12 protein-coding genes and 2 pseudogenes are annotated in these 12,822 nt (G+C 73.2%); 10 read left to right on the forward strand and 4 right to left on the reverse strand.

Going from position 1 to position 12,822, the window contains the following annotated elements; translation table 11 throughout:
- Positions 1 to 184 precede the first annotated feature (184 nt).
- From ACN6LM_RS23775 to ACN6LM_RS23800, 6 genes are all read left to right on the forward strand, one after another.
- Complete coding sequence (locus ACN6LM_RS23775; protein WP_445067408.1) at positions 185 to 964, forward strand: metallophosphoesterase family protein; 780 nt, start codon at positions 185 to 187, stop codon at positions 962 to 964.
- 99 nt (positions 965 to 1,063) lie between these two features.
- Complete coding sequence (locus tag ACN6LM_RS23780; protein WP_164398843.1) at positions 1,064 to 1,513, forward strand: SRPBCC family protein; 450 nt, start codon at positions 1,064 to 1,066, stop codon at positions 1,511 to 1,513.
- 4 nt (positions 1,514 to 1,517) lie between these two features.
- The gene (locus tag ACN6LM_RS23785) at positions 1,518 to 2,726 is read left to right on the forward strand and encodes an ArsA family ATPase (protein WP_445067409.1); all 1,209 of its coding nucleotides are present in this window, start codon (positions 1,518 to 1,520) and stop codon (positions 2,724 to 2,726) included.
- An 83-nt stretch (positions 2,727 to 2,809) separates the two neighbouring features.
- Positions 2,810 to 3,268, forward strand: coding sequence for a DUF5304 domain-containing protein (locus ACN6LM_RS23790; protein WP_445067410.1), 459 nt, complete (start codon positions 2,810 to 2,812; stop codon positions 3,266 to 3,268).
- A gap of 73 nt (positions 3,269 to 3,341) precedes the next feature.
- Positions 3,342 to 4,283: an ROK family glucokinase gene (locus tag ACN6LM_RS23795; protein ID WP_164399480.1), complete on the forward strand. Its 942-nt coding sequence runs from the start codon at positions 3,342 to 3,344 to the stop codon at positions 4,281 to 4,283.
- 79 nt (positions 4,284 to 4,362) lie between these two features.
- Positions 4,363 to 5,130 (forward strand): endonuclease/exonuclease/phosphatase family protein, encoded by a 768-nt coding sequence (locus ACN6LM_RS23800; RefSeq protein WP_445067411.1) that lies wholly within the window; start codon positions 4,363 to 4,365, stop codon positions 5,128 to 5,130.
- A gap of 171 nt (positions 5,131 to 5,301) precedes the next feature.
- On the opposite strand, the gene ACN6LM_RS23805 is transcribed toward ACN6LM_RS23800, so the two are convergent.
- Both ACN6LM_RS23805 and ACN6LM_RS23810 read right to left on the reverse strand, forming a co-directional pair.
- Positions 5,302 to 5,973 (reverse strand): hypothetical protein, encoded by a 672-nt coding sequence (locus ACN6LM_RS23805; RefSeq protein WP_445067412.1) that lies wholly within the window; start codon positions 5,971 to 5,973, stop codon positions 5,302 to 5,304.
- Positions 5,966 to 6,757: an alpha/beta hydrolase gene (locus ACN6LM_RS23810; RefSeq protein ID WP_445067413.1), complete on the reverse strand. Its 792-nt coding sequence runs from the start codon at positions 6,755 to 6,757 to the stop codon at positions 5,966 to 5,968. The genes ACN6LM_RS23805 and ACN6LM_RS23810 overlap by 8 nt, the downstream gene beginning before the upstream one ends.
- 231 nt (positions 6,758 to 6,988) lie before the next feature.
- Between ACN6LM_RS23810 and ACN6LM_RS23815 the strand changes: the two genes are divergently transcribed.
- From ACN6LM_RS23815 to ACN6LM_RS23830, 4 genes and pseudogenes are all read left to right on the forward strand, one after another.
- Positions 6,989 to 7,708: a lysophospholipid acyltransferase family protein gene (locus ACN6LM_RS23815; RefSeq protein ID WP_445067416.1), complete on the forward strand. Its 720-nt coding sequence runs from the start codon at positions 6,989 to 6,991 to the stop codon at positions 7,706 to 7,708.
- A gap of 38 nt (positions 7,709 to 7,746) precedes the next feature.
- Positions 7,747 to 8,977: pseudogene (macS, locus tag ACN6LM_RS23820) on the forward strand (MacS family sensor histidine kinase).
- On the forward strand, positions 8,974 to 9,666 hold the full coding sequence (locus ACN6LM_RS23825; protein WP_361032730.1) for a response regulator transcription factor: 693 nt from the start codon (positions 8,974 to 8,976) through the stop codon (positions 9,664 to 9,666). The pseudogene macS and the gene ACN6LM_RS23825 overlap by 4 nt, the downstream one beginning before the upstream one ends.
- A 72-nt stretch (positions 9,667 to 9,738) precedes the next feature.
- Positions 9,739 to 10,725 (forward strand): annotated as a pseudogene (locus ACN6LM_RS23830) (2-hydroxyacid dehydrogenase); the annotation flags it as partial.
- Positions 10,726 to 10,751: 26 nt separating this feature from the next.
- On the opposite strand, the gene ACN6LM_RS23835 reads toward ACN6LM_RS23830, so the two are convergent.
- Positions 10,752 to 12,620: an anthranilate synthase family protein gene (locus tag ACN6LM_RS23835; protein WP_445067414.1), complete on the reverse strand. Its 1,869-nt coding sequence runs from the start codon at positions 12,618 to 12,620 to the stop codon at positions 10,752 to 10,754.
- A 97-nt stretch (positions 12,621 to 12,717) separates the two neighbouring features.
- The gene (locus ACN6LM_RS23840; protein WP_073968448.1) at positions 12,718 to 12,774 is read right to left on the reverse strand and encodes a trp operon leader peptide; all 57 of its coding nucleotides are present in this window, start codon (positions 12,772 to 12,774) and stop codon (positions 12,718 to 12,720) included.
- Positions 12,775 to 12,822: the final 48 nt, after the last annotated feature.

Below are 12,822 nucleotides of genomic sequence, written 5' to 3' on the forward strand. Positions count from 1 at the left end.
GGTGAGCACGACTGGACTGCCCGGACGTTACCCACCAGTACTCGGTTCCGGATAGGGGGTCCCGGCCAGATGTCTTATGCGTCACACATATCGGGACGTCCTTTCGCGCACAGTAGTCCACCCGTACACGCACCAGGAAGTAACCGCAGGTCCGGGGCCTCTGCGCAGGCCCTAGGCTGTTTTCATGCGAGCAGGAGCGAACACCCGCGTCCATGTGGTCAGCGACGTGCACGGCAACACCGGGGCGCTGGCCCGCGCCGGAGACGGCGCCGACGCCCTGATCTGCCTCGGTGACCTGGTCCTCTTCCTCGACTACGCCGACCACTCGCGCGGCATCTTCCCCGACCTCTTCGGCGTCGAGAACGCCGACCGGATCGTCGCCCTGCGCACCGCCCGCCGCTTCGACGAGGCCCGCGACTTCGGCCGGCAGCTGTGGCAGGGCATGGACCGCAACGCCGCGATCACCGAGGCGGTCCGCAGGCAGTACGCCGAGATGTTCGCCGCACTGCCCACCCCGACGTACGCCACCTACGGCAACGTCGACATCCCCGCCCTCTGGCCCGAGTACGCCGCCCCCGGCACCACCGTCCTGGACGGCGAACGCGTCGAGATCGGCGGCCGCGTCTTCGGCTTCGTCGGCGGCGGCCTGCGTACGCCGATGCGCACCCCGTACGAGATCGACGACGAGGAGTACGCCGCCAAGATCGAGGCGGTCGGCGAGGTCGACGTGCTCTGCACCCACATCCCGCCCGAGGTGCCCGAGCTGGTCTACGACACCGTGGCGCGCCGCTTCGAGCGCGGCAGCCGGGCCCTGCTCGACGCCATCCGCCGCACCCGGCCGCGCTACGCCCTCTTCGGCCACGTCCACCAGCCGCTGGCCCGCCGGATGCGGATCGGCGCGACCGAGTGCGTGAACGTCGGCCACTTCGCTTCCACCGGCCGGCCCTGGGCACTGGAGTGGTGAACCGCCCCACCCTGGGACGGGCCGCCGGGCGCACGCGATAGCCTTCTGGCGGCAGGCTCCTGCCGACGGACCGGTACACCGCACTGGAGGGCCACAGCGATGGCTGAACACACCAGCTCGAGCATCACGATCGAGGCGGCGCCGGCCGACGTCATGGGTGTGATCGCCGACTTCGAGCGCTACCCGGAGTGGACCGGCGAGGTCAAGGAGGCCGAGGTCCTCGGCACCGACGAGCACGGCCGGGCCGAGAAGGTCCGCCTCGTCCTGGACGCCGGCGCGATCAAGGACGACCACACCCTCGCCTACACCTGGATCGGCGACTACGAGGTCAGCTGGACCCTGGTCAAGTCCCAGATGCTCCGCGCCATCGACGGCTCCTACGCGCTCGCGCCGCTCGGCGCCGGCGACCGCACCGAGGTCACCTACCGGCTGACCGTCGACGTCAAGATCCCCATGCTCGGCATGATCAAGCGCAAGGCGGAGAAGGTCATCATCGACCGCGCCCTGGCCGGCCTGAAGAAGCGCGTCGAGTCCGTCCCGAAGGGCTGAGCGCGTGCGCACGGTCCTGGTCACCGGGCCCGGCGGAGCCGGCCGTACGACGGTCGCGGCGGCCACCGCGCTCGCCGCGGCCCGCGACGGCGCCCGCACCCTGCTGGTCTCCGCCGACCCGATACCCGGCTTCCCGGACGCCACGGCCCCCACCCCGGTCACCGCCGGTCTGTGGTCCGTCCGGATCGACTCCGCCGCCCACTTCCGCAGCGAACTCCTCGCCCTCCAGGAGCAGTTGTCGTCCGTCCTCGAACTGCTCGGCGGCAACCCGCTGGACGGCGAGGAGCTGACCGAACTCCCCGGCAGCGGCGAACTCGCCCTGCTCCACGCCCTGCGCCGCGCCGCCCACGGCGACTGGTCCGGCGAGGCGTACGACCTCCTCGTCGTGGACCTCCCGCCCCTGCGCGACGCCCTCCGCCTGCTCGCCCTCCCCGGACAGCTGCGCCGCTACCTGCGCAGGCTGCTCCCCCAGGAGCGCCAGGCCGCCCGCGCCCTGCGCCCGATGCTCGCCCAGCTGGCCGGTGTGCCCATGCCCGCCCAGTGGCTGTACGAGGCCGCCGCCCGGCGCGACGCCGAGCTGGCCCAGGTCCAGGCGCTGATCGAGGACCGGGCCACCACGCTCCGCCTCGTCGCCGAACCCGGGCCGGCCGCCGACGAGGCCCTGCGCACCGCCCGTACCGGCCTCGCCCTGCACGGACTGCGCGCCGACGCGCCGGTCGCCAACCGGCTGCTGCCCGGCCACTCCCCGGACCCGTTCTTCGCCGCGCTCGCCGCCCAGCAGGAGAAGTCCCTCGGCCACTGGGCGGACGAGGGGGCGGCCCCGGTCCGGATCGCGCACCTCGGCCGCGACCCCCAGGGCCCCGACGACCTCCTGGCCCTCGCCGGCGCGGACGGCGGGGGCGCCGCGCTCGCCGTGCCCGGCATCGGCGAGGAGGGCGGCCGGGCCCCGGACCCCTGGTGGACCGAGGAGGCCGGCGGGCCCGAGGGCGACGGGATACTCGTCTGGTGCCTGCGGCTCCCCGGGGCCGTCAAGAAGGACCTCCAGCTCGTCCGGCGCGGCGGCGAACTCCTCCTGGCCGTCGGCCCGTTCCACCGCACCGTGCCCCTGGAGCCCGCCCTGCGCCGCTGCACCGTCTCCGGCGCGGCCCTCACCGACGGCGTGCTGCGGGTCCGCTTCACGCCCGATCCCGCGCTCTGGCCCCGGACGAGCTGAACGGCGTACCACCGTTCGGGTACCGTCGAAGGTACGTGTCCGGTATGCCGGGCCGCCCGGCCACGATGCCCCAGGAGTCCGCCATGAGCGAAGCCACCGATCGCCCCGCCGACGAGGACGCCTGGGCCGACGCGTGCGCCGAGGACCTCGCCGCCGAGCAGGCCCGCCGCCGTGCCGCCTACGGCCCGCCGCCCGGATCCGCAGCCGAGGAGCTGCGCAAGCTGGTGGACGCGGTGGCCGACAAGCTCGGCTCGTTCCAGGGGCCGCTCCTCGGGATGGCCGCGCAGGGCGCCGTGCAGCAGGTCATCCAGCAGGCCAAGGCGGCCGTGGAGCCCGTGATCGAGCGCAATCCAGACGTTTTCGATCACATCGCGGCGGCCGGTAGCGAACTGCTCGCCGCCTACCGCTCGGCGGTCCAGGGCCAGGAAGGCCGCTGGACCCGGGGGGCGGGGGACCCCGCGGGCACCGAAAAGAAGGCGGAAGGCCCCGAAGGCCCCCGTGACGAGGGGTCCGGCGCCGGCGAACACATCGACCTGGACTGACCGGCGCCGACAGGACGGGGCCCGGCCTCGGGTACGGTTGCCCCAGCGGGGCTCGACCGGAACTGAGGGATTCATGGGACTCACCATCGGCGTCGATATCGGCGGCACGAAGATCGCGGCTGGAGTGGTCGACGAAGAGGGACGGATCCTCTCGACCTTCAAGGTGTCGACCCCGCCGACGGCCGAAGGCATCGTGGACGCGATCGCTGCGGCGGTGTCCGGCGCCAGCGAGGGGCACGCGGTCGAGGCGGTCGGCATCGGCGCGGCGGGATACGTGGACGACAAGCGGGCCACCGTGCTGTTCGCGCCCAACATCAACTGGCGCCACGAGCCGCTGAAGGACAAGGTCGAGCAGCGCGTCGGCCTCCCGGTCGTCGTGGAGAACGACGCCAACGCCGCCGCGTGGGGCGAGTACCGCTTCGGTGCCGGCCAGGGCCACGACGACGTCATCTGCATCACGCTGGGCACCGGCCTCGGCGGCGGCATCATCATCGGCAACAAGCTGCGCCGCGGACGCTTCGGCGTGGCCGCCGAGTTCGGCCACATCCGGGTCGTCCCGGACGGTCTGCTCTGCGGCTGCGGCAGCCAGGGCTGCTGGGAGCAGTACGCCTCCGGCCGCGCCCTCGTGCGGTACGCGAAGCAGCGCGCCAACGCCACCCCGGAGAACGCCCCGATCCTCCTGGGGCTCGGCGACGGCACCGTGGACGGCATCGAGGGCAAGCACATCAGCGAGGCCGCCCGCCAGGGCTGCCCGGTGGCCGTCGACTCGTTCCGCGAGCTGGCCCGCTGGGCCGGAGCCGGACTCGCCGACCTGGCCTCGCTGTTCGACCCGTCGGCCTTCATCGTCGGCGGCGGCGTCTCGGACGAGGGCGAGCTCGTCCTCGACCCGATCCGCAAGTCGTTCCGGCGCTGGCTGATCGGCGGCGAGTGGCGCCCGCACGCCCAGGTGCTCGCCGCCCAACTCGGCGGCAAGGCAGGGCTCGTGGGCGCGGCCGACCTGGCCCGCCAGGGCTGAGCCCGACCCGTACACGGAAACACCGGACGCCCGTCGCGCCCTCTCGGGACGCGGCGGGCGTCCGCCGTATCGTGAGGGCATGGCCACGATGTCGCTGCCCGATTCGTGCACCGAGCCGGACGGCTCGGCCGTCATCCGCGTGCTCAGCTACAACATCCGCTCGATGCGCGACGACAACGCCGCCCTCGCCCGGGTCATCCGCGCCTGCGCCCCCGACCTCGTCCTCGTCCAGGAGGCCCCGCGCTTCTTCCGCTGGCGCAAGTACGCCGCCCGGCTCGCCGCCGCCACCGACCTGGTGGTCCTGGGCGGGGGCGCCACCGCCGCCGGGCCGCTGCTGCTGTGCTCGCTGCGCGCCACGGTCGAGCGCACCGAGGACATCCTGCTGCCGCGCACCCCGGGCCTGCACCGCCGGGGTTTCGCCACCGCGGTGGTCCGGTTCGCGGGCGCCCGGGTCGGAGTGGTCAGCTGCCACCTGAGCCTCCAGCGGCAGGAGCGGCTGGCCCAGGCGGAGCGGCTGGTGGAGACCGTGGACGCGCTGGGCGTGGCGCACACGGTCATCGCCGGTGACCTCAACGACGTACCGAGCGGACGGGCCTTCCGGCGTCTCGCCGGGCGCTACCAGGACTGCTGGGAGATTGAGCCGCGGGGCGGCGCGTACACCTTCCCCGCGCACGAACCCCGCCGCCGGATCGACGCCGTCTTCGCCACCGGCGGCGTCGAGGTCCTGGGCTGCGGGGTCCCGGACGGGCTGCCCGGGGTGCGGGAGGCCGACCTGCGGGCCGCGACCGACCACCGCCCGGTGCTGGCCGCGCTCCGGGTCCCGGCGGCAGCCGGCGACAGGCCCTAGGGCCTGTCTGACAATTCCCGCCTGCCGCGCGACGCCATGCACGCACTCTCGCCGCACCGGCCCCAGACCCCAGTACATCCAGTACAGAGGTCTGGGGCCGGCACGCCGGGAGCACGCACCTGACGCCGCCCGGCCGCCCTCCGGGCGACGACGGGAATGGTCAGACCGGCCCTAGACCACCGCGCCCCGGCCCGGGTCGTCGTCACCGTCGTCGTCGGAGTCCATCCGTGCCACCAGCGTCACGAAGCCGCCCAGGAAGCCGCCGACGCAGACCGTCGTCAGCCACCAGGTCATCTCCCAGGAGAGCAGCACCGCGAGCAGCATCAGCACCGGCCCGCCGACCACCGCGAGCCAGGCGAACTTCGCCGTGACGTCGGCCTCCGGCAGCGGCGGCGGCTCCGGCGGCACGAAGTGGCCCTCGTCGTCGTCCCCGCCACCCGGGGCGGCGGCGTCCGGGTCGGCCGGCTCGTAGTCGCGCGGACCCACGCCCGGAGCGAAGACCACGGAGCCGCCGAGCGGCCGGTCCGCCTCCGGCTTCGGCTTGGGCGGCCGCTTGCCGAGCCCCTTGTCCGCGGCCGGGGCGGTCAGCGGACCGTCGTCCGGCAGCACCAGATCCTCGACGGACCGGAAGGGCCGCGCGCCCGGCGGGTCCGGCGGCTCCTCCCCGTACCCCTCCACGATGGCCCGCCAGACGGCCTCCTCGTCCAGCGGCCCGTCCCCCGCACCTGCCGGTGCGTCGGGTGGAGCGCCCTTCCCGTCGTCGTCGGCGACGGCCGCCCCCTCCACGGGGAGCGGCTCGCGCTCCTCCTCGCTGCCCGCGCGCTCCGCGTCGTGCTCAGCCACCGGACGTGCTCCCCTTCTTCCCGCCCTGATCCATGTCGCTCGGAGCGAGGCGGCCGATGAACGCATGACTCTCGTCGAAGATCCGCTTCGCATCATGGTCCAACGTCGCCACGTGGTAGCTCTGTTCCAGCAGGACCTCCCGGACGTCCGTCGAGGAGACGCGGCTCAGGATGCGCGCCGAGTCGGCGGGCGGCACGACATGGTCCTGCGGGCTGTGCAGCAGCAGGAGCGGCTGGGTGACCTGGGGCAGATCGCCGTCGACCAGCCGGAAGAACCTGCGCACCGAGTGCGCCGCGTGCAGCGGCACCCGGTCGTAGCCCACCTCCGCGACGCCCTCCAGGGCGATGTCGCTGACCAGGCCCTTCGTCGTCGGCACCAGATGGCGGACCACCGGCAGGGCGTGCGCCGCCAGGCCGTGCACCTTGTTGGCCGGATTGACGAGCACCAGACCGCTGACCGCGTCCCCGTGCTTCGCGGCCAGCCGCAGCGCCAGCGCGCCGCCCATCGAGAGCCCGAGGACGAACACCCGCGCGCAGCGCTCCAGCAGCCCGCGGAGCTCCCGGTCCACCTCCGCGTACCAGTCCTGCCAGCCGGTCACCTGCATGTCCTGCCAGCGCGTGCCGTGTCCGGGGAGCAGCGGCAGCGAGACCGTGAGACCGCGCTCGGCCAGATACTCGGCCCAGGGGCGCAGCGACTGCGGGGAACCGGTGAATCCGTGACAGAGGAGGACGCCGACCTCTCCGCCCTCGTGGCGGAACGGCTCGGCTCCGGGAAGGACCGGCACCGGGGTCTCCTGTTCATGAGGCTCGCGGGGGAGCGAGCGGGAAGGGGTTCGGAAGGATGTACGGGACGCGCGAGGATTACTTCACCGTACGCGACCGGACCGACACCGACCAGGGCCGTCACCGGCCCGGGCCGCGGACACCCGCCCGCGCCGGGCGGGAGGAAGGGGGACACGGCGGGTTAAGGTCTGTCGGACAGCACACAGGAGGCATCCGAGTTGATCTACGGCGCTATGAAGTTCTCCATCGGCGGGTCGCTGAAGCTCGCCTTCAGGCCGTGGGTGGAGGGCCTGGAGAACATCCCCGCGCGCGGGCCCGCGATCCTCGCCAGCAACCACCTGTCGTTCTCCGACTCCTTCTTCCTGCCGGCCGTGCTGGACCGGAAGGTGACCTTCATCGCGAAGGCCGAGTACTTCACCGCGCCCGGTGTGAAGGGCAAGCTCACCGCCGCCTTCTTCAAGGGCGTCGGCCAGCTTCCCGTCGACCGCTCCGGCGCGCGCGGCGCCGGTGAGGCGGCGATCCGGGCCGGCATCCAGGTCGTCGAGAGCGGCGGCCTCTTCGGCATCTACCCCGAGGGCACCCGGTCGCCCGACGGCCGGCTCTACCGGGGCAAGCCCGGCGGTCTCGCCCGCGTCGCGCTGGCCACCGGGGCGCCGGTCATCCCCGTCGCGATGATCGACACGGAGAAGATCCAGCCGCCCGGCCAGGTGGTCCCCAAGCTGATGCGCCCCGGCATCCGGATCGGCAAGCCGCTCGACTTCAGCCGCTACCACGGCATGGACGGGGACCGCTTCATCCTGCGCTCGGTCACCGACGAGGTGATGTACGAGATCATGAAGCTCTCGGGCCAGGAGTACGTCGACATCTACGCGACCGCCGCCAAGCGGCAGATCGCCGACGAGGCCAAGCGCCGGTCCGAGGCCGCGAAGAAGACGGACGGCGACAGCGCCTGAGCTGCGCGGCGGTCCGCCGGGGGACGGGGGAGAACAGCATGGTCAAACGCGTACGCGTGGTCCGGATGTCGGTGGAGCAGCCGCTGTGGCGCGCCCTGACGGCGTACCGCGTGCTCACGATGCTCTACGCGGTCCTGCTCGCGGCCTTCGCCCGGCGCGACTACGACCGTCCCTGGATAGCCATCACGTTCCTGTCGCTGATGGCCGTCTGGACGCTCGCCACCCTGCCGAAGGTGGGCAGTGCGGCCGCGTGCACCAGGCGCTTCCTGGGCGCGGACCTGGCCATCGCCCTCATCGGGATCGTCGTCACCCCGCTCGCGGACTTCCAGGCGCAGCACGTCGACGGGCCCACCCTGCCGTCCATCTGGACCGCCGGTTCCGTCCTCGCCTTCGCGATCAAGGGCGGCTGGCGCTGGGCGGGCTTCGCCTCCAGCCTGGTCGCCGTCGCCAATCTCATCGAGCGCGGCGAGCCCAGCCGCGACACCCTGCACAACGTGATGCTGGTCTGGGTCGCCTCCATCGCCATCGGTTACGTCGTGGAGGTCGCCCGGGCCAGTGAGCGCACCCTCGCCCGCGCCCTGGAGATCGAGGCGGCCACCCGCGAACGCGAACGCCTCGCCCGGGACATCCACGACGGCGTGCTCCAGGTCCTCGCCATGGTGCAGCGGCGCGGCGCCGCGATGGGGGGCGAGGCGGCGGAGCTCGGCCGGATGGCCGGGGAGCAGGAGGTCGCCCTGCGCACCCTGGTCTCCAGCGGCCTCGTGCCGCCCACCCGGCTCTCCGAGGACGCCTCCGAGGGCGCCGTCGTCCGGACCGTCGAGACGGACGACGACGAACCGGGCGCCGGGGACGGTGGCGAGACCGATCTGCGGTCACTGCTCGCCCCGCACGCCGGCTCCCGGACCAGCTTCGCCGAGCCGGGCGCTCCGGTGCTGCTGCCGTCCGCCGCGGCGGCGGAACTGGCGGCGGCGGTCGGCGCCGCCCTGGACAATGTCCGGGTGCACGCGGGCGAGGGCGCCCAGGCGTGGATCCTGCTGGAGGACTGGCCGGACGAGGTCGTCGTCACGGTCCGGGACGACGGGCCCGGCATCCCCGAGGGGCGGCTCGCGCAGGCCGAGGGGGAGGGGCGGCTCGGGGTCGCCCTGTCGATCCGCGGCCGGCTGCGCGATCTGGGCGGTACGGCAGAGCTGATCTGTTCCGGGCCAGGGCACCGAGGTCGAATTGAAGGTTCCTAAGGTTTCACGGGGGAAGGCGGGTTCGGTCCGATGAGCGCGACACACGAAGAGGGCACCGGGCAGCGGGCGATCAGAGTGATGGTGGTGGACGACCACCCGATGTGGCGGGACGCCGTGGCCCGGGACCTCACCGAGGCCGGCTTCGACGTGGTGGCCACCGCCGGCGACGGGCCCCAGGCCGTCCGCCGGGCCGGCGCCGTCACCCCGGACGTCCTGGTCCTCGACCTCAATCTGCCCGGCATGCCCGGGGTGCAGGTCTGCAAGGAACTCGTCGGCACCCAGCCCGGGCTGCGGGTCCTCGTGCTCTCCGCCAGCGGCGAGCACGCCGACGTCCTGGAGGCGGTCAAGTCCGGTGCCACCGGCTACCTGATGAAGTCGGCGAGCACCCAGGAGCTGACCGACGCCGTCCGCCGCACCGCCGCCGGCGACGCCGTCTTCACCCCGGGCCTGGCGGGCCTGGTCCTCGGCGAGTACCGCCGGCTGGCCTCCGAGCCCGCGCCGGCCGCCTCCGACGAGCCGAAGGCTCCCGAACTGACCGACCGGGAGACCGAGGTGCTGCGGCTCGTGGCCAAGGGGCTCTCGTACAAGCAGATCGCGGAACGGCTCGTCATCTCGCACCGGACCGTGCAGAACCACGTCCAGAACACTCTGGGCAAACTCCAGCTGCACAACCGGGTCGAGCTGGTGCGGTACGCCATAGAGCGCGGGCTGGACGACGCCTGAGCGGCGGAGCGGTGCCCCCGGCCGTATATTCGCGATGACCGCCGCACCCAGCAGCAGACAGGGGAAGACGTCGTGGAGATCCTGGCCTTCGGAGTGCAGTCCGACGAGAAGCCGCTGATCGAGAAGGCGTTCGCCGGGAAGCACGAAGTCCGCTGCCTGGACGTCTTCCTGAACCGGGACACCGCCCCCATCGCGGCGGGCTACGAGGTCATCTCCACCAGCGTCAACGCCGACCTGGGCGGCGCGGTCCTCCAGACCCTCGCGGCCGGCGGCACCCAGATGATCGCCCAGCGCTCCACCGGGTTCAACAACATCGACCTGGACGTCGCCGAGCGCCTGGCCCTCCGCGTCGCCCGGGTCTCGTACTACTCGCCGTACTCGGTCGCGGAGTTCGCCTGGACCCTGGCCATGGCGGTCAACCGCCGGGTGATCCGGGCCGCCGGCCGCACCCGCGACTTCGACTTCCGCCTCGACGGGCTCCTCGGCCGCGACATGCACGGCCGCACCGCGGGCGTCATCGGCACCGGCAAGATCGGCGAGGCGTTCACCCGGATCGCCCACGGCTTCGGCATGAAGCTGCTCGGCTGGGACGTCGCCGAGAACCCGGCCTGCGCCGAGCTGGGCATGCGGTACGTCGACAAGGAGCGCCTGCTCGCGGAGTCCGACCTGGTCAGCCTGCACGTGCCGCTGCTCCCGTCGACGCACCACCTCATCGACCGGGACGCCCTCGCCCTGATGAAGGACGACGCGATCCTGGTCAACTCCAGCCGGGGCGGCCTCGTCGACACCTCGGCCCTGGTCGGCGAGTTGCGGGCGGGCCGCTTCCTCGGCGTCGGACTCGACGTGTACGAGGCGGAGGCCGGGCTGTTCTTCCTGGACAAGTCCCTGGAGGGGGTGGACGACGACACCCTGGCCCGGCTCGTCACCTTCCCGAACGTCATCGTCACCTCGCACCAGGCGTACTACACCGAGGACGCGGTCGGCCAGATCATCGACGCCACCGTCGAGAACGTCGGCGACTACCTGGCCGGCCGCCACAGCGGCAACGTTCTGGTCCCGGCCCGCCCGGCCCCTGACCCCGCGTCTCAGCCGTTCACCGGCAGCCCCGCCAGCAGCTCGGACACGATCGCCGCACCGCGCAGCGTCAGCACCGACTCCGGGTGGAACTGCACCGAGGCGAACCCGGCCCCGCGCAGCGCGTGCAGCTCCCCGGACACCTCGTCCCGGCTCGCCTCGATGCCGTGCGCCGCCAGCTCCGCCGCCCCGGAGTCGTCGCAGCGCGCGGTGAAGCTGTTGTAGAAGCCGACCGTCTCGGGCCGCCCGAACAGGTCGATACGGGTCTGCGCCCCCTGGTACGGCACCGCCTTGCGGACGATCTCCAGGCCCAGTTCCGCCGCGATCAGCTCATGGCCCAGGCACACCCCGAGCAGCCCGTGCCGGTGCTCCCGCACCAGCTCGGCGGCCATCGCGCGCAGCAGCCGCATCTTCGGGTCCGCCGCGTCCCCCGGATTCCCCGGGCCCGGGCCGAGGACCACGGGCCCCTCGTGCGCCCGCACCACGTCCCGCAGCCCCGGCTCGTCGTAGCGGCGCACGGTGACGTCGAGCCCCGAGGCGCGCAGCAGGTGCCCGAGCATCGCGGTGAACGTGTCCTCGCCGTCCACCACCAGGGCGTGGCCGACGCGGTCGGCGGCGCGCTCCTGCATCCGCAGCCAGAACGGGGCGAGCCCGTCCCGCCGGGCGTCCAGGGCCGCCCGCACCCGGGGGTCGTCGGCCAGCCGGGGGCGCTCCCGCTCCGCCTCGGGGCGGGCCGGGCGGACGCCGAGGGCGGCGAGGACCCCGGCGGCCTTGGCGTGGGTCTCGGCGACCTCGCTCTCCGGGTCCGAGTGGCGCACCAGGGTCGCCCCGACCGGCACCCGCAGCGTGCCGTCCGCATCGATGTCGGCGGTCCGGATCAGGATCGGCGAGTCCAGGGTCTGGGTGCCGTCGGCCTCCCGGCGCAGCAGGGCAAGCGCGCCCGCGTAGTAGCCGCGCCCGCCGTCCTCGTACCGCTCGATGACCCGGCAGGCGTTCTGCACGGGGGAGCCGGTGACGGTCGCCGCGAACATGGTCTCCTTCAGCACCTCCCGCACGTCCAGCGAGGAGCGCCCGCGCAACTCGTACTCGGTGTGCGCGAGATGGGCCATCTCCTTCAGGCGCGGGCCGATCACCACCCCGCCCATGTCGCCGACCGTGCACATCATCTTCAGTTCCTCGTCCACCACCATGGAGAGCTCCTCGGTCTCCTTGCGGTCCCCGAGGAAGGCGAGCAGGTTCTCTGGGGTGGGACCCTCGGCGGGATAGCGGTAGGTGCCGCTGATCGGGTTCATCACGACGGTCCCGCCGGACATCCGCACATGCACCTCGGGGCTGGCACCGACCAGCGTTCTCTCCCCCGTGTGCACGACGAACGTCCAGTACGCCCCCCGCTCGCCGGCCAGCAGCCGCCGGAACAGGGCCAGCGCGTCCGCCCGGCCGAAGCCGTCGATCCGGCCCCGGAACGTCCGCCGGATCACGAAGTTCGCGCCCTCGCCCCGGCCGATCTCGTCCTCGATCACCCGGCGCACGGTGCCGGCGTACTCCTCGTCGCTGACGTCGAACGCCCCGCCGTCCACGCGGACTTCGTGGCGGGGGAGCGCCGACAGCGCCTCGTCCAGGGGCATCGTGTACGTCTCGTCCGCGACCAGGACCGACAGCGGTGTGCCGTCGTCGCGTACGTCGAAGCCGCGCTCCGCGATCTGCCGGAACGGCACCAGCGCCAGCGACGGCCGGTCGCCGACGGGGATGTCGGCGAGCCGGTCCGCCTCGTGCACCCGGCCGATCAGCACCTCGACGGTGTCGTGGTCGTGGCCGGGGGTGCGGCGGCGCAGCAGGGCGAACGGCGGGCAGTCGTCGCGCAGGAGTCGGTCGAAGCTCATGGGTCGGTTCCTTCCAGGGAATCAGCTGGGAGGAACGGCCCGTGGACACGGAAAAGGCCGCCCCTCGGGCGGCCTCTGCGTCAGTGTGTACGCGCGATCAGCGGGCCGCCGGATGAGCGGTCCACCACCAGTTACGGGTCGAGTGCGCGAACATGCCCCGTACCCTAGCCCACGCCGGACGGCGACGGGGCCCTTTCCCACC

The sequence above is a fragment of the Streptomyces sp. SAS_281 genome, assembly GCF_052542855.1.